General features: G+C 60.4%; 18 protein-coding genes. 9 read left to right on the forward strand and 9 right to left on the reverse strand.

Going from position 1 to position 21,777, the window contains the following annotated elements; all coding sequences use genetic code 11:
• Positions 1 to 270: 270 nt before the first annotated feature.
• From tadA to JNN07_25625, 7 genes are all read left to right on the forward strand, one after another.
• Positions 271 to 1,335, forward strand: a complete 1,065-nt coding sequence (tadA, locus tag JNN07_25595; protein ID MBL9171133.1) for a Flp pilus assembly complex ATPase component TadA — start codon at positions 271 to 273, stop codon at positions 1,333 to 1,335.
• A gap of 3 nt (positions 1,336 to 1,338) precedes the next feature.
• Positions 1,339 to 2,355: a type II secretion system F family protein gene (locus JNN07_25600; GenBank protein MBL9171134.1), complete on the forward strand. Its 1,017-nt coding sequence runs from the start codon at positions 1,339 to 1,341 to the stop codon at positions 2,353 to 2,355.
• Positions 2,356 to 2,382: 27 nt separating this feature from the next.
• Positions 2,383 to 3,579 carry a type II secretion system F family protein gene (locus JNN07_25605; protein ID MBL9171135.1) on the forward strand — a complete coding sequence of 399 codons (1,197 nt, stop codon included), beginning with the start codon at positions 2,383 to 2,385 and terminating at the stop codon, positions 3,577 to 3,579.
• Positions 3,580 to 3,638: 59 nt separating this feature from the next.
• The gene (locus tag JNN07_25610; GenBank protein MBL9171136.1) at positions 3,639 to 3,971 is read left to right on the forward strand and encodes a hypothetical protein; all 333 of its coding nucleotides are present in this window, start codon (positions 3,639 to 3,641) and stop codon (positions 3,969 to 3,971) included.
• The gene (locus tag JNN07_25615; GenBank protein ID MBL9171137.1) at positions 3,968 to 4,465 is read left to right on the forward strand and encodes a prepilin-type N-terminal cleavage/methylation domain-containing protein; all 498 of its coding nucleotides are present in this window, start codon (positions 3,968 to 3,970) and stop codon (positions 4,463 to 4,465) included. Before JNN07_25610 ends, JNN07_25615 begins: the two co-directional genes overlap by 4 nt.
• Positions 4,462 to 4,716 (forward strand): hypothetical protein, encoded by a 255-nt coding sequence (locus tag JNN07_25620; GenBank protein MBL9171138.1) that lies wholly within the window; start codon positions 4,462 to 4,464, stop codon positions 4,714 to 4,716. Before JNN07_25615 ends, JNN07_25620 begins: the two co-directional genes overlap by 4 nt.
• 122 nt (positions 4,717 to 4,838) lie before the next feature.
• On the forward strand, positions 4,839 to 5,489 hold the full coding sequence (locus JNN07_25625) for a type II secretion system protein (GenBank protein ID MBL9171139.1): 651 nt from the start codon (positions 4,839 to 4,841) through the stop codon (positions 5,487 to 5,489).
• Positions 5,490 to 5,643: 154 nt separating this feature from the next.
• Here the strand turns inward: JNN07_25625 and JNN07_25630 are convergent, their stop codons facing one another.
• On the reverse strand, positions 5,644 to 8,322 hold the full coding sequence (locus JNN07_25630; protein MBL9171140.1) for a c-type cytochrome: 2,679 nt from the start codon (positions 8,320 to 8,322) through the stop codon (positions 5,644 to 5,646).
• On the reverse strand, positions 8,319 to 9,245 hold the full coding sequence (locus JNN07_25635) for a ThuA domain-containing protein (GenBank protein ID MBL9171141.1): 927 nt from the start codon (positions 9,243 to 9,245) through the stop codon (positions 8,319 to 8,321). The genes JNN07_25630 and JNN07_25635 overlap by 4 nt, the downstream gene beginning before the upstream one ends.
• Before the next feature lie 148 nt (positions 9,246 to 9,393).
• Between JNN07_25635 and JNN07_25640 the strand changes: the two genes are divergently transcribed.
• Complete coding sequence (locus tag JNN07_25640; GenBank protein MBL9171142.1) at positions 9,394 to 11,052, forward strand: sulfatase-like hydrolase/transferase; 1,659 nt, start codon at positions 9,394 to 9,396, stop codon at positions 11,050 to 11,052.
• 5 nt (positions 11,053 to 11,057) lie between these two features.
• Here the strand turns inward: JNN07_25640 and JNN07_25645 are convergent, their stop codons facing one another.
• From JNN07_25645 to JNN07_25670, 6 genes are all read right to left on the reverse strand, one after another.
• Positions 11,058 to 12,503, reverse strand: a complete 1,446-nt coding sequence (locus JNN07_25645) for a DUF1501 domain-containing protein (GenBank protein MBL9171143.1) — start codon at positions 12,501 to 12,503, stop codon at positions 11,058 to 11,060.
• The gene (locus JNN07_25650) at positions 12,496 to 15,570 is read right to left on the reverse strand and encodes a PSD1 domain-containing protein (protein ID MBL9171144.1); all 3,075 of its coding nucleotides are present in this window, start codon (positions 15,568 to 15,570) and stop codon (positions 12,496 to 12,498) included. Before JNN07_25650 ends, JNN07_25645 begins: the two co-directional genes overlap by 8 nt.
• Before the next feature lie 276 nt (positions 15,571 to 15,846).
• Complete coding sequence (locus JNN07_25655) at positions 15,847 to 16,644, reverse strand: polyphosphate polymerase domain-containing protein (GenBank protein MBL9171145.1); 798 nt, start codon at positions 16,642 to 16,644, stop codon at positions 15,847 to 15,849.
• A gap of 65 nt (positions 16,645 to 16,709) precedes the next feature.
• Complete coding sequence (locus JNN07_25660) at positions 16,710 to 17,171, reverse strand: isoprenylcysteine carboxylmethyltransferase family protein (GenBank protein MBL9171146.1); 462 nt, start codon at positions 17,169 to 17,171, stop codon at positions 16,710 to 16,712.
• Positions 17,168 to 17,491, reverse strand: coding sequence for a MerR family transcriptional regulator (locus tag JNN07_25665; GenBank protein MBL9171147.1), 324 nt, complete (start codon positions 17,489 to 17,491; stop codon positions 17,168 to 17,170). The genes JNN07_25660 and JNN07_25665 overlap by 4 nt, the downstream gene beginning before the upstream one ends.
• Positions 17,488 to 18,477 carry a J domain-containing protein gene (locus JNN07_25670; protein MBL9171148.1) on the reverse strand — a complete coding sequence of 330 codons (990 nt, stop codon included), beginning with the start codon at positions 18,475 to 18,477 and terminating at the stop codon, positions 17,488 to 17,490. Before JNN07_25670 ends, JNN07_25665 begins: the two co-directional genes overlap by 4 nt.
• 100 nt (positions 18,478 to 18,577) lie before the next feature.
• On the opposite strand from JNN07_25670, the gene JNN07_25675 reads away from it, so the two are divergent.
• A complete protein-coding gene (locus JNN07_25675; protein ID MBL9171149.1) occupies positions 18,578 to 19,828 on the forward strand; it encodes a hypothetical protein in 1,251 nt (416 codons plus the stop codon).
• A 16-nt stretch (positions 19,829 to 19,844) separates the two neighbouring features.
• Here the strand turns inward: JNN07_25675 and JNN07_25680 are convergent, their stop codons facing one another.
• The gene (locus JNN07_25680; GenBank protein ID MBL9171150.1) at positions 19,845 to 21,146 is read right to left on the reverse strand and encodes an MFS transporter; all 1,302 of its coding nucleotides are present in this window, start codon (positions 21,144 to 21,146) and stop codon (positions 19,845 to 19,847) included.
• Between the last annotated feature and the right edge of the window lie 631 nt (positions 21,147 to 21,777).

Consider the following 21,777-nt stretch of genomic DNA (forward strand, 5'->3'; position numbering starts at 1 on the left):
ATTTTAGATTTTGGATTTGCGATTGGGGATTGGGGAAGTGACGAGTGACGAGTGACGAGTTAGGAGTGAGGAATGAGCAGTGACGAGTTGGCGACCGGTTCCCCTCCTCCGCCCGCTTCGGGAACTCATAACTCACTCCTACCCATAACTCAGTCGCCCTCGCCCAGAATCTCGCGCTTGTCAGACCGGCGGCTACCGGTCAGGGTGTTGAGAGCTACCCCGGATTGCCGCACCAGCGACATGTCAAAGCAGACGTCAGCTCCAGAGGAAATGGATTCAGATGCACCCGCGTTCCTGGTGGAGTTGATTCATCAGGCCCAGGCCAGCGGTGCCAGCGATATCCATCTTCACCAGGTTGGGAATCGAGCCGAGATCTCCTTTCGTGTGGACGGAGTTTTGGTGCCCCGAGGCGGGTTGGAAGGGGAGCTGGCCGAACGCGTGTTCGGGCGGATCAAGTACCTCAGCCGGCTGAAGACCTATCAGCACTCCCTGCCTCAGGATGGGCGCATCTCTCGGGAATCGGTGGGGGCCGACCAGGATCTGCGGGTTGCTACCTATCCTACGGTGACTGGGGAAAAAATCGTGCTGCGGCTCTTCCAACCACACCAGGCCGCCGGCACGCTGGACACCCTGGAGTTTCCTGAGGAGGTACGCCGCGAGCTGGAGAACGTGCTTCGCTCCCCTGGCGGACTCGTCTTGCTCACCGGACCGGCCGGCAGCGGCAAGACGACGACCATCTACGCCTGCCTGCGCTTTCTCATCTCGTTGGGCGGCCGACAGATCATCACGATCGAGGATCCGGTGGAGCAGATCATCCCGGGGCTGATGCAAACGGAGATTCAGGAGGCCCTGGGACTGGACTTTGCGAAGGCCACCCGCCATTTGTTGCGCCAGGATCCGCAGGTGCTTGTGGTGGGAGAGATTCGCGACGAAGAGACCGCCCGGTTGGTGGTGCGGGCGGCGATGACCGGTCACTTGGTGATCTCGACCCTCCACGCCGGCTCATGCCGCGGAGTGCTCGAGCGTTTACTGGTGATGTGCCCGGATCATCACGCGGTCGTTTCCGCGCTCCTGTTGGTCCTGAACCAGCGACTTTTGCGACGTACCTGCGCTGGCTGCGCGGGACAAGGATGTCCCTCCTGCCTACAAACGGGCTATCGAGGACGCGTCCCGGCGGTGGAGTGGTTTCGCTTTCCAGCGGACGCCTCCGCCCGTCGCGGGGCTTTTGGACCGGAATCGGTTCAACCGGCGACGACCCTGCGGCAGTCGGCGGAGCTGTTGGTGGGCAGCGGCCAAACCTCGCGGGCCGAGGTGGAGCGAACTTTTGGACCATGAACCATGAATCCTGAGGAGCTTTCCTTTGTAACCCAACAGCTGGCGGGGATGCTGCGATCCGGCATCCCGCTGGAGGGGGCGCTCCGGCAGCTGTCCTCGACCATGAAGTCGGGACGCCTCTGCGCCGAGCTTGAGCGGCTGGAGCAAGATCTCGCCCGAGGGCTGCCCCTGAGTGCTGCATTGGAGCAGCGCCAGCTTCCTGCGCTGTTGAAGTGTCTGCTGCGGGTTGGCCAGGCCAGCAATGATTTGCCGGGAGTTCTCCTCTTGCTTGCCGACTACTATCGCAAGGCGGGCGACCTTATGACACGCATGAACGGTCTTCTGATCTATCCGTTGATCATTCTGATTGCCTGCCTGATTCTTTCGGCGCTGCTGGCGGCGGTCTTCACCCCGTTCATCGCGAGCGCCGAGCCGGTGGTGGGGTTCTCGACGGGACTGACGCCGGCCTCGGCGACGTTTTTGAATTTGATGCTCCTGCAGCTGTGGTTGCCCTTGATCCTGATCCTGGTCGTCTCGGGCCTGTGGGTTGCGGGGGCGCGATCGGCCAGGGTGCGCCAATGGCTGCGGTGGCGGGTGCCCGGTTTCCGCGAAGCGAGTTTCTCGCGGCTGGCCGCCGCCCTCAGCCTGATGATCTCCCGCGGCTGCCCGGTGTCCGAGGCGGTCGCGTTGCTGCAGCAGGTGGAGACGGGCTCGCGTGTGCAGGCGGAGCTGCTGCGCTGGCAGCTGCTGTTGGCGGGCGGCGTTACGCGCTTCACCGATCTCACTCGCGAAAGCCTGTTTTTTCCGCCGCTCTTTGTCTGGATCGTCGCCGGCAGCGGCGAGGATTGGGGTGCCGGGTTCCGGCGGGCGGCGGAGATTTATCATGGGCGCGCGCTGTACCGATTTGAGCTGATGCTCTACGCCGCGCTCCCGGTTTCGATTTGCTTTCTCGGCCTTTTGCTGGTGGTTCAGCTTTCGCCCCTGTACTTCGTCCTCAGCCGAGGGGTCGGCGACCTGCTGCAATCGGCCGGGGGCTTTTAACCATGGACCATTCATCCCTGCGAATTCATGGAAATCGCTGATTATGTCGAGGCGCTGTTCGGGCCGGGGATCGCTTTGGAGGACCTGGCCCAAGCCTACGCGTACCAGTGGGCTGTTCTGCTGCTGCTGCCTTGGCTCGTGCTGGGACCTTATTTGATGTACCTGCTGCTGGGGCTGCCGCTCCGGCGCAAGGAGCGGGCGCGGCTCTTCTTGGATCTCTTGGAGCAGGGACTGAGCGAGGGCCGGACGGCGGAGGAGGTGGTCCGGTCCATCAGCGAGAGCTGCGAGCCGTTGTTCGATCCGTGGTCGGAATTTCTGCAGCCATCGCTGCGTCAAGGCGAGAGCTTGGATCGCGCTTTGGCGCACGCGCCCGGCTTCCTCCCTTCCTCCATTACCGTCCAGCTGCAAATCGGTGGCCAGGTGGGAGAGGTGCGACGCGTCATCCCAGCCTGCCGACGACTTCTAGCGGATGCTCGAAGCGAGGTGATGGCGGGTTTCAATTACTTCCTGCTCCTGACCTTCGCCCTGGTGCCCATGTCGCTCTTGGCGATTGGAACCATCCGGATTTGGGTGCTGCCGAAGCTGCGGGACATCGGCCGCGACATGGTCGATTCGCCTGGGTTGGGAACCGATCCCGCGGCCGAGTACATTCAGCCCCTGGCGGGGGTTCAGCTGGTGCTGCTTCTGCTGGTGATTCCGATGGTGCTAAGCTACCTGGTCGGCCCGGAGTTGGGTCGGCGGTTCCGGCTGGGCGGTTTGCCCTTATGGGATCTGGTGGCGGACTGGATTCCCTGGGCCCGCCAACGTATGAGGCGTGATTTCGCGTCGGGATTGGCAACCCTGCTCGACGCCGGAGTCCCCGAAGCGACGGCCGTCGCGGCCGCCGCCCGTTGTGCCGGGAATGTCCCCTTCGAACGGCGCGCACGCCGGGTCCTGCGCCAGCTGGAGCAGGGCTCTCCGCTTGGAGAGGCCTTAACTCATCTGGATCGGGCAGGAGAGCTGCGGTGGCGACTGGAGAACTCCGGAGCAGGACGTGGGAGCTTTTGCACCGCGCTCGAAGGATGGATCGAGCGCCTCGACGCGCTGGCCTTTCGGCAACAGCAGGGGCTGACACAGCTGGGGGTGTCACTGTTGCTGACCTTGAACGCCGTCTCGGTCGGGCTGATCGCCCTTTCTGTGTTCGGCTTCGTCATCCGGCTTCTGGATCTCGCGCTCCTATGGTGACCACGCGACGAACATCTCTTCGCAGGGCTCCTGGGCCTTCCCTCCGGGGGGGCGCGCTCATGCTGGAATTGGTGGTGGCGATGGCGATTCTGGTTCTGGCGGTCTTCCCCATCGCGTTTCAATTTTTGATCGAACAACGCATTGTGAGAGACAGCTATCGGGAGGCGGTGGTGATGGAGATCTTGGACGGAGAGGCGGAGTTCCTGCGGGCGGGCGCATGGAAGAACCTGGAACTGGGCGCGGCCGAATACCCCGTCAACGCCGAGTCGCAGGTCTCGCTCCCGCCGGGCGGGTTCTTCGTTACGCGCTCTTCCGATCGGGTCCGCCTGGATTGGAGGCCCGACCCGGGGGTCAAGCTCCGCGGTCAATCCAGGGAGTTTTTGATCCCATGAAGAACGAGCGCGGCGCCACGTTGATTGAGTTGCTGGTGTACATCGCCATCTTTGCGGTGGTCCTCACGTTGGCCATTTCGGCCTACCACCAGGCCGATGTGACATCGCGCGGGCTTTCCCGGAACGCCGCCGAGATCGTGCGCGCGGTTCAGGCCGGAGAGTTCTGGCGTCGGGAAGTTCGCGCGGCCGTCGGCCGACCCCGGCTCGAGGCGGCGGGGGAGGGACTTGCCGTGCTCCGTTTGCCCCTGTCGGGAGGTGAAGTTCTGTACCACTTCAAAGCCGGCCAGGTGTGGCGTCAGGATCCCAGCCAAGCGCAGCCAGTGATTTTCCTTCCGGAGGTCAAAAACTCGCAATTCTTTGCCGAGCGGCGCGGGGAGGTGGACGGCTGGCGCTGGGAGCTCGAGCTGATGTCCCGTCGCACCAATGCGGCCATCAAACCCCGGTTCACGTTTCTGGCTCCTCTCTCACCCGCGTCCGGTCGCATGCCTCCATGAAAACCCAGAGCTCTCGGTCCCTTCGCTGTCGCCGGCACGCCTCCGCCATGATCGCGGTGTTGATGGTCCTGGCGCTCATTAGCGCGTTCAGCGTGGCCACGGCGCAACGGATGTATTCGCTCAAGCGGGATCTCAAGCTGATTGAGCAGAAGCAGATGCTGAAGTTCCGGCCACCCCCTGGGCTGACGAACCGCGTCGAGCTCAGCCCGAAACCTGAAGCCAAAGCGGAGACAGGTCTCCGCGCTCCATAGCACTCCGGCCGGGCGCGATTTCCGGGTTGCATCCAACGCGGCTTTGGCCTACTTGAGGGTTTGTCCAAGGAGGACAAAGGATGTTTTTACCCAATCATGCCCGCGAGAGCTCTATCTCGCCGATGGCCCGTGTCCGGGGGTTTACGCTAGTTGAGCTGGTTTCGGTCTTCGCCATTCTAGCGGTGCTGGGAAGCTTGATGACGCCGGTGCTGATCTCCGCGCGAAATCGCGCTCGGGATGTCGGATGCCTCGCCAACCTCCGCGAATGGGGGCGTGCGACGTTGCTTTATGCCAACGAGCATGACGACCGTCTGCCCAAGGATGGCACCCCGAACGGAACCTCGCAGGATGGAGGGTGGTATGTCGACCTGCCGCGCACCCTTTCTCTCCCTACGTATCATCACATGCCGTGGCGCACCAATGAATCCATCGAGCCCGCCAGGTCGCTGTGGATATGCCCCAGCAATCGACGTCGTAGTAACGGAGCGAACCTCTTTCACTACTGCCTCAACGAACATGTAAACGGGCGCGGCACCGGGCGACAAGCCGACCTGACTTCCATTCGGCGTCCAGCCGCCACCGTGTGGATGTTCGACAACGGGAAGTTGGCGGCGGTGGCTCAGCAGAACAATGTCCACACCAACCTGCATGCGAATGGGGCTCACTTTCTCTTCTTGGACGGCCATGTTGGCCATTTTAAAAATGTGGACTATTGGGACTTTCAACGGGATCGCGGGATTACCAATCATCCCAGCCTGCGCTGGCGTCCGTAGAAGAAAATAATCGCGCTCCACACCACGGTTAATTTCTTTGAACCCTAGGGGTTCTCGGCTTCGGCATCAGGAACTCATGCGAAGAAGTGAGGATCCCCTACAACTTGTCTAGTCCCGATTCTTAGCGGCAAAGATGAGCCAGCGTGGGCGGCATCTAATCGCCTCCGCCGGATCCTCCCATACTGTGGATAGTTCCATGGAGTCTTCGCTGGATTGGACCACCGTCCGCACCCCGCAGGTTGATCTTGAGTTCAATGCCCCAGGCTGGAAGGAGATCCGGTACTGTCAGACGGATTGTCGTCGCGTCAGCGGAGAGGCTGGCTCGAGTGACCTTGAGCTTGTGCTCATCGATGTGTTCGGAACCATAGTTTGCGCTGCGCCGCAAAGCCCATGCCTTGACTTCGTAGTTGCTGACCTCCGTTGCTGAATCCGGTGCGAACGGGTCGCTCCACTTGATTTCGACTGTCTGTGGCTGTGTGCGCAGCGCCACCGGCACATGAGCGGGTTTTCCAGTGGCTCGGACTCGGAAGAATCCGCCATCCCCTTGTCGGTTGCCTGCCCAGGCATACAGTCCGCAGGTGTAGAGATGACCATTGTCCGGATGAAAACGCCCGCGCATCGTGCCCGTTGGAAAGTCGGGAAGCGGGAGTTGGCAAACCCACCCTTGCAGCTGTTCTCCCACTTTCTCATGGGGAACGATGAAGATTCTTCCGGTTCCGTAGGAGAGGTTCAATAGAGACCCGTGAAGCGCGCCCCATCCTTTGCTGGTGACCCAGAGCAATTCGCCGGGTGAACGGTCCATCTCGTTGGTGATCCACACCAGTGGCTGCTCCATATCACTATCGGCACTGCTCACCCGATCATGGTAGCCGAAGAGGTTGCCGTAGAATCCTCCGCGTCGCACCCAGTTGATGCGGTTTTTGGGCGTCCAGTGACCCTCCTGATCGGTGACGAAGAAGCTGCCATCGTCGTTTACGCAGACACCATTGGCCGCCCGAAAACCGTTGGCGACGATCTCGGTGCGCAGCCCGTCGCGACTCACTTTCAGGAGGGTTCCGTGGTGCGGCACCACGGCCTTCAAAGCGTGTCGCGCAGATTTGGCGTAATAGAAGTTGCCCTCGCTGTCCGTCTGCAGCCCCATGGCAAATTCATGGAAGTGTTCCGTGACCTGATGGTCGTTGTTGAAATTCTCGATGAAGTCGATTTCCTCGTCGCCGTTCAGATCATGAAGCCGTGCGATCTGGTCCCGACAGGTGACATAGATCGTCTCGTTCACAATCCTTACCCCGAGCGGCTGAAACAGGCCCGATGTGATTCGCTTCCAGGTGAGCTGCTCCAGATCGGCATCCACGCCGCTCACGATCCAAACATCCCCGTTCCAGGTGCAGATCGCCGCGCGTTTGCCGTCCCTGAAGAAATCAAAACCTCCGAACCTCAGCCACGAGTGCCAGGGATTGGTGGTGTCGGCTGGACTGGTCAGTTCATCGACGGCGAATGGGCCATTCTCATTCCCGCGCTTTCCTCGGGTCGCGATAGGAGGATTCCAGCGCGGGACCCCGCCTTTGGTGAGCGGCTCGAGATCCGCCGCTGGCGCCGAGGCCGAGACCAGGGTTTGAAGTTTCGCTGCCGCGGTCGAATGCCCAATCAACAATTTGACCCGGAGGGGTGTGGCGGAGGCGGGGATCGAGAGCAGACTGAAGCCGTCCTTGCGAACGAGTTCAGCCCGGTCGCCGCCGACCATGGCTACCGCTGAGCTTTCTGGCGCGACTCGGAGCTGGAGGTCGTGGGAAGATTTCCCGATATTCAACAGCCGGGAGAAGACTGTCCCATTTTCGTTCGACTCCCGGCCGGGAAGTTCGAGGATCCGCGCGTCTCCCACGGTATAGGCGACCACGACCTTGTTGCTGTGAAGATACGTCCCTTCGAAATGCGCCCAGGTGCGAGGCAACGGCCCATAAGGTCTGTGGTCGCGACCCAGCAAGCGAGGATCATCGAACAGTCCGGTCACTGGATTCGCCCAGCCGGGACCGACGGGGTTAACGAAAGCCTGGTCGCCTACCACAGCAGTATGGGTTCCATGGGATCCGTCGAAGGCGATTCCCTTCCAATCGACGAATCGATCGCCGGTCCAGGCGGTTGCGACCCGCATAGTATCGTGATCGTAGAGCATCCAGGCCTGGCCCTGGGAAATTCCCCCCGGGCCTTCGTCCAGGCGGATGGCGATGCCCTTGTAGGCGATGTTTCCGGGTTCGACCTGTAGCGTCCAGTACAGTGCCGGGCCAAAATCCATGCGTAAGTACTTTGGCCCCTTCTCGAACTCCAGCATCTCGGCGGTCTTCTTGGCGGACCCAGTGCCTTTGGGCAACGAGGCAAGGTATTGGGTGGTGATGGGAAAATAGGAGGCGGGATTGTGCGGCCGTACGAACACCTCGCGGATGTAGTGAATGGTCTCGTAGCGTTGTTCCGGTGTCAGGAACGTCCAGGCCGGCATTTGTCCGAAGCCGAGGGTCAGGGTTTGGTAGATGCTCAGCGGATCACTGCCGTTCTTGAACGGCTCCTTCCAGAACGGGCGGGAGGTTGGCAAGGATCCAGCTTGGGTCAGGCTGCCATGGCAGGTGATGCAGATGCTCTGATAAAGCTTGGCGCCGCGCGCCAGGCTTTCTCCATTCCAGGCCTTAATGATCGCTGCGTGATCGATCCCGGGCTCGTCCCCAGGACGGGGCGAATCGGCTGCTTCCGAGCCAATCCCGGTGAGAAGGCCGAGTGCCAAACCCAGGCGACCCAAAAACCGTGGAGGCGTCCCTTTTAAGAGTCGAAGAGCTAGCGGCATCATTGGGACGATTCCTTTCCTGCGAGCCAGCGCACCGCGTTATCCAGAATCTGCAGGCAGTGGGGCTGTTTGTAGACCGGGTACATTTCGTGGCCGGGACGGAAATAGAACACTCTGCCCTTGCCAAGTTTCCAAACACTCCCGCTGCGGAACCATTCTCCCGGCTGCCATCGCTCCTCGAAGACCACCTCGTCGGGGGGCGGGACGTGGAAGGGCTCGTTGTACATCTCCGTTTGAGGCACCGCAAACTCTCTGGGAATCCCTTTTGCTATGGGGTGGTCGGGAAGCAATGCGCGCATCTGACTGGGCATCGCATCAGGTCGATAGGCAGGGAAACAGCAGTTGGGAGTCGCCAGCGTGATCTGGACCTTCCCGTCGGGCTGCTTGCGGTACCAGGCATACGGGGTGATAAAGTCGTCGTACTTGGGGGGCGTAAAGAAGTTCGCATAGCGGTTCGTTTCCACCAGAACTGCCTGTTCGCGCTCGGAAGCAGTCAAGGCGCTGAGGGCATCCTCCCGAGCCCTTTCCTTCATTGCTTCGACGAATGGAGTCGACCAATGCGCTGAATGCAGCGCAATCAAGTTGAGCCGGCCGGCCTTGATGCGACGAACAATGTCTTGTCCGGTGGCTGTCGATATTTCCTTCTGCCGCACGTGACCCCACCAGATCAGAACATCGCACGCATCGAGCACCGCCGATCCCAACCCTTGATCGGGGTCGGCCAGCCGCTTGGAAAGGACTTGCAGCCCGGGTTGCAATTTGAGGTAGGTGGCGATTTCGTTTCCCAAGAAATTGGAGTATGCCAGGCGCTGCTGGGGCTGCTGCTCATCCCACACCACCACCCGGATTGGGGCTTGGTCCGCGGCCAGACTCGTATGGTTCAGCCAGAGGGAGACTGCTAGAAGGAGCGGTAGGCGGAGTGTCATGGACTGGATAGTGGACCGAGTGATCGGAACCTGACAAGCGGGTAACTGAGGGGGCTGGTTCCTCGGATTTTCTGCTGGCGCTGGATCGCTTCCCCTCCTCATTGTGGTTCCATTCCTCACAGGATTCACCTGAGGCGCCGACTCAACTATGAAAAGCCTGAAGCGTAACCAGCCTCACTGGTTTTGTCACTTGGCCCAACACCTGGGTGGAGTTGCTGTGCTCCTCAGCCTGTTTCTGGGCGCGGCGCAGGCAGCCGATCCTCGACCCAATATCGTTTTGATCCTGGCGGATGATCTGGGATATGGGGACATCAAGAGCTTTGGAGGAGATCGGTGCCAGGTTGCCACCCCTGGCTTTGATCAGTTGGCGAGGGAGGGAATGCGTTTTACGGATGCGCACACGGTTTGTTCCTGGTGCACGCCTTCTCGGCTATCCATCATGACCGGTCGGTATTCGTGGCGCTTTCAGCGACCTAAATCCGACGGCCCTTGGGCCTTCCTCAATCCGCGGCTGGGCGCGCAGACTTTTACCATCGGCCACCTTCTGCAACGCGTGGGGTATCGCACCGGCTACTTTGGAAAATGGCATCTGGGAACATCGATGGTCACCACCAACGGTCAGAACCAAGGACCGGCCAATGTGGACTACCAACAGCCGCTTACGTTCGGGCCGAACCAGTGTGGCTTTAGCGACAGCTTCATTCTCCCGGGTTCTCTCGACATGTTTCCCTATGCGTTCCTCAAGAACCATCGATGGATGGGACCGGTCAATGCGATCAAGGGTTGCTCCGCTTTTGGTCGCCTGGGCCCGGCGGCGGCTGATTTCGAATTCGACCAATGTCTCGACCGCATCACCACCCAGGCTGAGGCCTTCATCGCGGAGGCGGGGAAGTCTCCGGCCTCAGCCCCTTTCTTTCTGTATCTCGCACTTACCGGACCTCATACCCCGTTGAGCCCTGGGCAAGGCTTCGCGGGAAGAAGTCGCTTGGGGCTCTATGGGGACATGGTGATGGAGACCGACCACTGCGTGGTGCGTGTCTTGTCCCGGTTGAAAGCCCAAGGGCTGGAAAGAAGCACTCTGGTTTTGGCCACCTCGGATAACGGCCCCGGCGCCTATGCGGGTCGATTGGCCAAGGCCACCCGCAGTCAGCTTCATGAGTTGGAGAAGGATGGACATTTTGCCGCTGGTCCGTGGCGCGGAAATAAGGCCACGGTGTACGATGGCGGCACCCGGGTGCCTTTTGTCGTGAGGTGGCCCGGGGTGGTGAAGCCCGGTCACGTTTGTCAGTCTCTCGTCTCCTCCATGGACGTTGCTCGCACGCTGGCAGAGATTTGCGAGTTAAAGTTGGAGCCCGATCAAGCGCCTGACTCTCTGAGCTTTCTGCCCCTGCTTCGAAATCCTGCAGGGCCGGCAGTGCGAGGGTCGCTGATCACGGAGTCGAGCCATGCCTTCGCGGTTCGATCAGAGGGTTGGAAACTCTGCCTGACACCGGGGCCAGGAACTCAAACGGAAACCTCGGATTTGCCATTGGATGAGGAGGTGTGGCGTCGTGCCGTTGCCGAGTTTGGTCGTAAGCCTACTCGCCAAGAGTTAACCGTTTCGCCATTCGTGCAGCTTTTTGACCTGACCCGGGATCCGAGTGAGTCGGTAAATAGAGCGGCGAAGCATCCCGAGAAGGCTCAGGAGCTGTTTGGGCATATGAACCGGCTCATCGCGAACGGTCGAACCACCTCGGGCCCGCCGCTGGTGAATGACACCACCTTGGACCCCTGGGTGCGAATTCCCAAATTCCTCAGCGAGCCCTGATGCCCTCAACTGAAGAGCTCTGACACGATGCGGGCCGGCTCGACACCCGTCAGTCGGAAGTCGAGACCTTGGGAGCGATAGGTGAATCGCTCATGGTCTATGCCCAGCAGATGAAGAATCGTGGCGTGGAGATCGTGCACGTGCACCGGGTTCTCGACGACGTTGTAGCTGAATTCGTCAGTGGCTCCGTAGGTTATCCCGGGCTTCACGCCTCCCCCGGCCATCCACAGCGTGAAGCAGCGTGGATGATGATCGCGTCCCGCCTCCGGGCTATCCCAAACTCCCTGCCCGGCGACCCCTCGGCCGAATTCACCGCCCCAAAGCACGAGCGTGTCGTCGAGTAATCCACGACGCTTCAGATCGAGAACCAAGGCTGCGCTCGCTTGATCCGTGTCCCGGCACCGCGCGGTGCACCAGGAGGTGAGCCGGCTATGATGATCCCAGTCTGGATGAAACAGCTGCACGAACCGCACGCCGCGCTCGATGAGGCGACGCGCCAGAATGCAGTTGGCCGCATAACTGCCTGGTCGTCGAGAATCGGATCCGTAAAGGTTGAAAACCTCTTCGGGCTCGTCACTCAGATCCGTCAGCTCCGGCACGCTCGCCTGCATCCGATAAGCCATCTCATATTGTCGGATGCGAGTCCCAATCTCGGGGTCACCCGTCTCTTCCAGGCGGAGTTGATTCAGCTGCGCCAGGCCATCGAGCATCTTGCGACGGAGCGGTCGAGGCAGTCCCTCCGGATCTTGGAGATAGAGCACCGGTTCCTTCGCGTTGCGCAGTTTGACTCCCTGATAGCGCGAGGGCAGGAATCCGCTGCCCCAGTAATGGTCATAAAGTGGCTGATCACTTGGCCGTTGCATCTTCGAGAGCAGCACTAGGTAGTCAGGCAAATTACGGTTGTCGCTGCCCAAGCCGTAGCTGACCCAGGCGCCTAGGCTGGGGCGCCCCGGGATCTGGTGGCCGCTCAGGAATTTGGTCATCGCCGGCGCATGGTTGATCTCATCCGTGTGCATCGACTTGATGAAGCACAGCTCGTCCGCCACTCCCTGCAGGTGGGGAAGCCACTCGCTGATGTTCGCCCCGCTTTGGCCGCAGCGCTTGAATTGAGTGGCGGCAGGCTTGATCAGCTGCTTCTGATTCGAGGTCATCGTGGTGAGTCTCTGGCCGCGACGAACAGATGCTGGCAGCTCAGTTCCGGCCCATCTCGTCAGGCCTGGCTTGTGATCGAAGAGTTCAATCTGAGAGGGACCGCCGGACTGGGTGAGGAAAATGACATTCTTGGCGCGGGGTGCCCCATGAGGCAGTCCCGATAGGCGCGAGGTCGCTGAGCTTTGGGCCGCGACGTGTGAGACACGACCCAGGAGCGAGGACAAGGCCATCGCTCCAATGGAAACTCCCGGGCCGTTTCCCAAGAAGTATCTGCGGCTTATCTGGAGGGAGTCATTCATGGGTGATGGCTTCATCAAGGTTCAGCAGAAGGCTGGCGACGATACTGTAGGCGGCTTCCGAGATCCAATCCCCATCGGTCAGGATCTTGACCTCATCGCGGCGCAAGAGTTTGGCGGCATCCACGGGGTGAGACTGGTAGTGGCTTGTCGCTTCCTCCAGCTGATGCTGGACGATTTCGCATTCGCGATCCGTGGCTGAGCGGGAGAGGATGCGTCGAAACAAGGCCTGGATTCGTTCCGATGGGGTTGTTCCGGACTCCAACGCCCACTTGCCCAGAGCGCGTGAGGCGTCGAGATACGTCTCGTCGTTCAGCAGCGTCAGAGCTTGCAGTGGGGTGTTGGTCCTGGGAACGCGGACTTCGCAGGTCCGTCGCTGTGCCGAATCAAAGAGGAATGTGGGTGCGATTGCCCGACGCCAAAACGCGTAAAGGGTACGACGATACTGCGAGCCGCCCTGGCTCGGTTCATATTTGAACCGCCCCATGAAGAGTTCCTCCCACACCCCTTCCGGTTGATAGGGGCGGATAGGAGGTCCTCCCAGGGCGGGATTGAGCAGTCCGGCGGCGCGCAACGCGGCATCGCGGAGCATCCAGCTTGGCAAGCGATACCTGGCTCCTCGCGCGAGGAGGCGGTTATCCGGGTCACGCGCGAGCAAGGTGGGCTGGATGGTGGAATCCTGCTGGTAAGTGGCGCTGGAAACGATGAGAGCTAGTAGGTGTTTAATGTTCCAGCCACTGGCGATGAGTTCACAGGCGAGCCAATCCAGCAGTTCGGGATGGGTGGGGCGCTCTCCCTGCAGGCCGAAGTCCTCCGGAGTGCGCACCAGGCCGAAGCCGAAGAGAAGCTGCCAGAGATGGTTCACCAGGACTCGCGCCGAGAGTGGATTGTCGGGTGAAGTGATCCACAGAGCCAGACCCAGCCGGTTGGTGGGTTGGCCCTCTGGCCAAGGAGCGATGCTGGCCGGCACACCGGCGGAAACGCGTTCGCCGGGTTTATCCCAGACCCCGCGGATCAGCACATGAGTTTCGCGGGCTTCCGGTCGATCCGCCAACACCATGACGTTCAATTTTTCAGCGGCCTTCCTGGTTTCGTTGAGCTGGCGAGTGGCCCGATCCAGCGCCTGCCTGGCATCCCGATACGGCTCGTGCTCCTCCAAAAACTGAGCGAATAGCCGCCCGCGCAGTTCCGGGTTGATGGAGGAAGTATCGCTGGGAGCGGCGGTGGCTATCTCTTCGAGGGGGGAAGCTTTAACGCTCTGAACCGTTTCTCCCAGTTGGCTGGTGGCCGACACACGAAAGCGCCCGATGTTGGCATCCCCTCGCGTCGAGCGATGGCGCAGCTCGATAATCATCTCCTCATCACTCGCCAGCCGGAGCGGCTCCGCTAGAGCGAACACGGCCACATGGGCGGTTACGTTCGTTGCCCCCTGAGTCGTCCACCCGTTGCGAGGGTCATCGTCGAGAGTGTCTTTGACATTGCCATAACCGTCGTTGGCTTTGGTGTCAGCCGAGAAGTCCGCCACGGCTGAGGCCAGCGCGACATCGCGGAGTCCGGACTGACCTTGGTGACGCACCTGGAGCTTTAAGTCGGTCAGAATGAACTCTCCACTCTGCCCCCGCGTAAAGCGGCCCTGGGTGTGTTCGGGGTGCGGGAAAACTTCAAGTTTCAGACCGGTGACCCGCGAGCTGTCAGGATGGGACACCAGCCGGTAATCGTCCTGGTTCGGGCGAGGGCCGCTGGCTCGGACGATGCCGTCCGCTGACTGCCTGAGCTCGGTCCCTTCGGCGCTCTCCAGTCTCCGTGCCTCGAGTCTTTGCCAGACCGGAACTCCGGCACGTGCCTCCCTGAGCCGCTCGGCAAGCCATCCGTTGAATGGATTCTCGGCGTTCCGGCGCGCCTTCAGTTCGATAGCCTTTCGCGATTCCACCCAACTCCCTATCTCCGCAAGGGAACGCTGGGCGGCCGGCGAGACGACGCTGAGATACGGCCTCGCTCCGCTGCCGGCGCTGCCGGTTTCGTCAATGCTATTGAAGAAGGCAGACAAGCGGTAGTATTCGGCCTGGGAGATGGGATCGAACTTGTGTGAGTGGCACTGCGCGCAACCCAGCGTTAAGCCCAGCCAGGTGGTACCCACGGTGTTGATCCGGTCGAGGACGTAGTCGACGCGCGACTCCTCCGGGTCACGTCCTCCTTCCCCGTTGGTCATGTGATTTCGATGAAAGCAGGTGGCGAGTTGCTGGTCGGGACTGGCCTGTGGCAGCAGATCTCCGGCGAATTGATCGCGGGTGAACTGGTCAAAAGGCATGTTGGCATTGAAAGCAGCCACCACCCAATCCCGCCAGGGCCAGTTCGTTCGTTCTGCGTCTTGCTGGAAGCCGTCCGTGTCGGAATATCGCGCTGCGTCGAGCCACCACATGGCCATGCGCTCTCCGAAGTGAGGCGAGGCCAGCAGCCGCTGGACGACCTGGGCGAAGGCTTTTGGGGATTGGTCCTGCTCGAAATCTGCCGCTTCCTCGGCGCTGGGCGGAAGTCCTGTCAGATCGAACGAAATCCGACGCAGAAGCCGATGCTTTGCAGCCGGAGGGGAGAGTCTTAGGCCTTCGCGCGCCAGGGCCGAGCCTACCCACGCGTCAACGGGATGCTCGAAGCCCGCTGGTGGAGCTGCCCGTTGAGGAGGCTCCAGGGCCCAGTGTTTTCCCCACACCGCGCCTTCCGCAATCCAGCGTGTCAGCGTGGCAATCTCGTTCGGCTGGAGCGCCGGCTTGTGCGTCGTAGGCGGGGGCATCACCTCGTTCGGGTCGGCCGAGGTGATGCGGTGGATGAGATCACTCAGCTCCGGTTTTCCTGGAACGATGGCTCGAGTTCCTGATCGTTCCGCGACAGCGCTCTCGCGGACATCCAGTCGCAGGTCGGCCTTCCGCTTGGCCTCATCCGGTCCATGACAGTGGAGACAGTGGGTTGCGAGCAGGGGTAGGATATCGGCGCTGAAACGAAGGGGGGCGGCTGACGTAAAACTGGCTACCACTAGAGTGCAGGCCAGGGAACCGAATGCGCGCTGGAGATTCAACGAAGCTGAGAGTGATGCCCCCTTGGACAAGCTTCAAGTCGAAGGTGCTTGCGTGGCGAGTGTGATTTAAAGTGGGTGAGATCATCCGGCACCGTCGGGTGCTGAAAAGCTGTAGAGGGCTACAGCACTCCAAGACGCTTCGCCACGATTTCGGCCCATTTTGGAGTGCGTGCAGCCCTCTGCCGCTTTTGCCCCCTCGACGGAGTCGGGATCCCCTGACCTCACTCACTTTAAATCACACCCTTGTGTGGCCCTCGCGGTCCTCGGAGATTTGGCCTAGTCGCCGGACTTTCCTTCGAACTCGCGGGCTTGGGCGATTTTGGTAAGGCCGGAGCCCAGGAGTTCCTCGCCCAGCTGTTCGACACATTCGCAGTATTTAGCTGCTCCGCAGCGTTCCAGGTCGAAGGCCTCGACCATTTCCCGCAACCAATTGGGAAATCGATCCGTAAATTTGATCTCCAAGATCACGTCTTTCCCGAACGGCTCGACGGGTTGGATCATGTCGGTTCTAAAGCGGATGGTCGGTTCAGCTTCGCCTCTGACCTGCCGATCGAAGGTGACCCTCACCGCGTCCGTGTCCGGGTGAATCCACGCTTCTCGCAAGTAGGCGACGTGAACCTTCGGCTTGGCATCGATGAGTTGGGTGAGTCTGCAGAACTCCTGGATTGCGCTGAGATGCTTTGGCTGCTGACTGATCAGGTGTTCGGCTTCGGGCAATTGTCCCGCCAAAATCAGGGGAACTGCCACTTTCCGGACTCCCCCCCGCTGCTTCATGATGATCTCATCCACCCGGCGCTTGATTTCGAAAAAGACGGGTGACTCGGGCTTGTTATCGTAGAAACGCAGTCGAAGCTTGTATCGGTTTTTGTCCCCATTGATCGTCATCCAATAGGTGTCCAGTCCGTCGGAGTCGAGATAGAGGCTGTGGACCGGATAGGAGAGCTGCGGGTGATTCGCACCAAACTCATCGAGTTCAAGCTGGGTGCTGACAAAATCACGCACGGCGATCGCCAGCTGCTCCGGAATACGGTACTTCCTCTCGAAGCGCTGCCGTTGCATTCGGTCTTCGGCCATAGGATCTGATTCTTGGCAACCTACTACCGAGCTGGAGAAATTGCGAGGAGTTCCGTGTCCAGAATTCAGCGGATGAGCGGAAAGAAGCGTGGCACCTCGGCGGCGTATTCGGCATAGCCGGGGTATTTTTGGCGAAGCCAACCTTCCTCGGCGGTGGCTTTTGCGACCAGCATCGCGGACAGCGCCCCGCACCCCACGAGAGCCCATGGGCTACTCCAGCACAAACCCCAGCCTGCCGTGACCAGCATGAGGCTGGTGTACAGTGGATGGCGCACTCGGCGGTAAACCCCGGTTCTGATGAGCTGGGCGCCCGGAAGAGGGCGAGGGTATACGGTGCGGGACGTTCCAAGGGCCATGACCCCCGCGATTCCGAAATAGGCACCGCATGCAAGGATGGTTATCCCCAGGATTCTCCACAGCCGGGGCCAGGCATCCGCCGCTAGCAGCGGTCCAGCACCAAGGGCCGCGACGGTAAGCAGGGTTTGGGCGATCACCCACAGCCCCCCTCGTGCGACAAAACTGCTCATCGTTGTGCTCGAAGCTCCGCCTGCAACCGCTCGGTTTCTGCCTGCAAGTGCAGCAGTAGTCGAATTCCGGGAAGGCTCATCCCGTAGGCGGTTTTGAGGTGTTCGATTCGTCGAAGCGTGCGGAGCGTCTCATCATCGAAGGAGGGGCGGTCTGCCGTCGGACCGTTCGTCGGCGAAATGAGGCCTTCCAGCTGATAGCAGCGAAGCATATCGTCAGACACACCGGTGAGCTGCACCATAAGTTCCACGGTGTATACCGTCTCTGGCTCGGTTCGGTCCTCGCTCGAGCCTGCGGGTGCGTCGCAATGGGGTTTTGTCATGGCGAAGGGCTGGTTCGAGGGTTAAACCGAGACAGGTCCCTGAGCTTTTCCCACTGAGCTCGCTCTTCCTCGTTCAGTTGGGTTGGAAGCTGAACGGTTACGATCACATGAAAATCCCCCCGTTCGGTGCCTTTTCCTTTGGGCAACCCGCGTCCGCGCACCCGTAGCTGTTGCCCATTTTCGGTGCCGGGCGGAATGCGGAGTTTTACCTTGCCGTCCAACGTTGGAACCACGATCTCTGCTCCCAACACCGCCTCCCAGGGAGCGACTTCCAATTCGTGATAAAGATCGGCCTCCCGGGTTGTGAACTCCGGATGAGCCGCGTGGCGGACGCGCAGGTAAATGTCGCCGGCCGGTGCTCCGCCGGAACCTGGCTCTCCTTGTCCGGGCACTCGGATTCGCTTTCCATCGGCAGCACCGGGTGGGATACGCACTTGGATGGACCGAGTTTCGGGCTGACCGGTCCGCGGATCCACCAACTGCAGCGAGATGCGACGAACCGTCCCAGTCATGGCTTCCTCTAAGGTCACTAGGATATCACCCTCGATATCGCTCCCGGGGCGGGGACGACCTTGGGCTGCCCCACCAAAGACGCCCTCGTCCTGCGGAAACCCATGCCGACTGCCGCCGGCGAAGAACTGCTCGAAGAAGTCGCTGAAACCCGTTCCACCGAAGTGGAATTCCTGCGAGGAGCCTCCTGGGGTGCCCCGGCCTCGGCGGTTCTGGCGTCCGGCCGCTTCCTGGAAGCGGCTCTCTTCCTTCCAGTTCGCACCTAGCTGATCATACTTCTGCCGCTTAGCCGGATCGCTGAGCACCTCGTTAGCTTCGTTGAGCGCTTTGAATTTCTCCTCGGCAGCTTTCTTGTCCTTGGCAACATCCGGATGGTACAGGCGTGCTTGCTTCCGGAAGGCCTTCTTGATGTCTTCCTGGCTGGCGTCCCGCGGCACTCCGAGGGTGGCGTAATAATCTTTAAATTCTACGGACATGCGTGATTAAGCGATAATCTGTAGCCTCTCCTAGTATTTGAGCAAGTCACGAGAATTGGCTTGGCTCCCTTTGCTGTTTGATCACCCTTGCTTGATGCTTATGAGTCGAGTCGAGTCGCGGTTGCTGGGTGGGTGGGCAGGGAGGGTTTGGATGACTGTGTCGCTGTGCGTGACCGTCTCCCTTGCGCTCGCATTGGGCCAGGGAACTTCGCCGCAGCCTTTGGGGGATCCATCTTCCAATCACAGAAAAGGCAAGTCGGCAGATCGTCCCGCCCAGAGCGCCTCATTCGTTGAGGGCAAGGATTACCAGGTCTGGCAACGGGTTCGCGTCAAGGACGAGAACGGGTTCGCCCAACCTGTGGAGGCCTACAGTCTGCTCCTGCCAAAATCGTGGCGCACTGAGGGGGGGGTCCGCTGGATCATCAATATTCCGTGTCCTGCGGACGCCGTTCAAAATCGCTTCAGCGCGACCTCCCCGGGCCGCGAGTTTCGCTTGGATGTTTTCCCCCAAAAAAATTGGCAATGGCACGACGACCCCATGATGCTCCAGCATGCTCAGAACAGCGCGGCCTTGGGCGGCGCGGGTTGTGGCTTGGCCCGTCCGTTGGACGCCGCCCAATATCTTCGCGAAGTTTTGCTTCCTCACGATCTCGCGGGTGCAACCTTGGTCAGCCACGAGCGGAATGAGCCGCTGAGTAAAGCGATGTTGGAGCAAGCCCGAGCGGCCAACGCAGCATTCCGGGCCAGCGGAGTGCCCGTGGAGAGCCGCCCGAGCGCTGAGATCGGACGGGTGAGATGGGCTGACGGGCGGGTCGGTATCGTCCTGTGCGCTGTCGCACAAACCGTCTCCTTCATGCCCAATCTGATCAACGGAGGAACCTTCGCGAGTTATCAGTGCCAAGCGAATGTCAAAACGGTGCTCTCGGGGCCTCCGGGGCGTGAGAAGGACCTGGAGAAGCTACTCAGCACCATCGTGGCAAGCCTGCGCATCAATCCCGAATGGCAGGCCGCTGTTCAACGAGTCTATACGAATATTGCCCAGGTGGAGCAGCAGGAGACAGCGAAACGCGCAGCGATGTGGCGACAGACTCAGCAAGAGATCGGAGATCTTCAACGGAGAACCTGGGAGGACTCTCAGGCCAGTCGAGATCGCCTTCACGAGAGCTGGGGGCAAGTGCTTCGTGGGGTGGAGAGCTGGAGCGAGCCTGGAGGCGGACGCATCGAACTGAGCTCCGGCTACAAGGAAGCTTGGAGCAAAGGGGATGGAACTTATATTTTAAGCAACGACCCACTCTTTGATCCCAGTGTCGTCTTCCAGGAAAATTGGAAAAAGCTGGAGAAAAAGCCCTGAACGCCTTCCACCCTCACTATCGACGGATCGGGCTGGTGGGCGAGTGTCGCTTGAAAGTGAGCATCAATGCGCCCGCGCAGGCGAGAGAGAACCCCAAGTAGAGCCAGGCGGCGGTGTAAGTTCCGGTTTTCTCTTTGAGAAAGCCCGTGAGGTAGGGTCCGACGAACCCGCCGACGTTGCCGCAAGAGTTGATGAGCCCAATAGCTCCGGCCGCTGCCGATCCGGATAGAAAGGTGGTTGGATAGGACCACCATACCCCGAAGGGTGCGTAGACGCCTATTGCCGCCAGGCACATAAACAGAAAGGCGGGTAGGGGTTGCTCCGTCATGGTTCCACAGCCCAGCCCCAATGCTCCGAGGAACATCCCGATAGCACCGTGCCAGCGTTTTTCTCCGGTCTTTGAGGAGTGATCCCCGATCCAGAGCATGAAAGCCAGCGAGAGGCACATCGGGACGACTATCATCCATCCGACCGCGAGGTTGGACCAGCCGGATGCGGCTTTGAGCACTGTAGGCATCCAGTAGCCGAACCCCCAAAACCCCGTGATCCACAGGAAATAGGCAACGCAGAGTTTTATCACTTCCCGGTCCTTAAATGCCTCCCAGAGAGTGTAGGACCGGATGGAGTTCTTGGCCTCCACCTCGCGGTTAAACCGGTTTTCCAAAAAGCACTTTTCTTCTTCCGAGAGCCAGCGAGCTTCTCGAGGGGAATCGGCGAGCCACCTGAGCAGAACGAAGGCGAATCCGATGGCTGGAAGGGCCTCGAGGATGAACAAGGTTTGCCAGCCCTTCATGCCTAGGAACTCAAATCCGACCAACCAGCCTGCAAGTGGTGCTCCGAGGATACTGGAGATCTGGAGCGAGGTGAGCAGGAGTGCGATCGCTTTGGGTCGTTCCGTGGAACTGAACCATCGCGGGATGCACGAGGCGTAGAGAACGGGATACAGACTTGCCTCCGCCGCACCTAACAGAAAGCGCAGAACATAGAATTCCCAGGGTTTGGTGACAAAGGCCAGTAGGCCGGAAACCAAGCCCCAACTCATCATGATCCGGGCGAGCCACCATTTCGGGCTGTATTTTTCCGCAATCAGGGCCCCTGGGATCTCAAACAGCACATACCCCGCAAAAAAGACACCAGCACCCAAGCCGAACACCTGCGGACTGAAGCCAAGGTCCTGATTCATCGTCAAGGCCGCGTAGCTGAGATTGACCCGATCCAGGTAGGCAATGATCGAGGTTAAGAACAGAGGAAGGATGACGTGGAGATAGGTCTTTCGACGTAAGCCTCGGGGGGGCTCTTCAGCAACTGCTTCTGTCATGCAAGTGCGATGTTGCTCAAATGTTTTCGCGTGTTGAACTCAGCGTGTTCCGTGTTTGTGGACGCACTTGAGACTGAATCAAGGATCAGATCTTGAGTGCTCGAGTCTAGAAATCAACACAAACGGTCGGCAGGCTGCACCTTGTGGGAGCGCACCCCCTGTCGGTCACAGGAAGTCAGACCTTTTCCACCCAGTTCTCGCCTGCCCAGGGACAGACCACCTTCCTTGCCCCTGCCCTTCGTGCCTTGGCAGCCACCACACCAGGGACAGGCCACGTCGGCCGAGGCGCGCCTCGCCGCGCCTGCGTTCCTCACTCAGGCTTCGTTCTAGCGGTCTGACTCTGACCGTTGGCTGGAGGCGGAGCCCTCCTTAGAGAAAGAGGAGGGACAGGCCTTATAGAGGGAGGGCCGCCTCCGCCCCTTACCAGCGTCCCTAGCGCCTCCTGCTTCAGGAAGGATGGTACGCTGAAATTCAGCGAGTCTAGACAAACAGGAGAAGGGACAGGCCTAGGTTGGGTGTGGCAGCTCCACTCCCGCATGATTGCTGAATTGTTGGTAAAAAGTCTTGCGCAGACCTGAGGGGGCGTGATCAGTTACGGCCGCTTTATGCGCCAAGGACGCCTAAAGGTTCC

Source organism: Verrucomicrobiales bacterium (assembly GCA_016793885.1).
In the GTDB taxonomy this organism is placed as follows: domain Bacteria; phylum Verrucomicrobiota; class Verrucomicrobiia; order Limisphaerales; family UBA11320; genus UBA11320.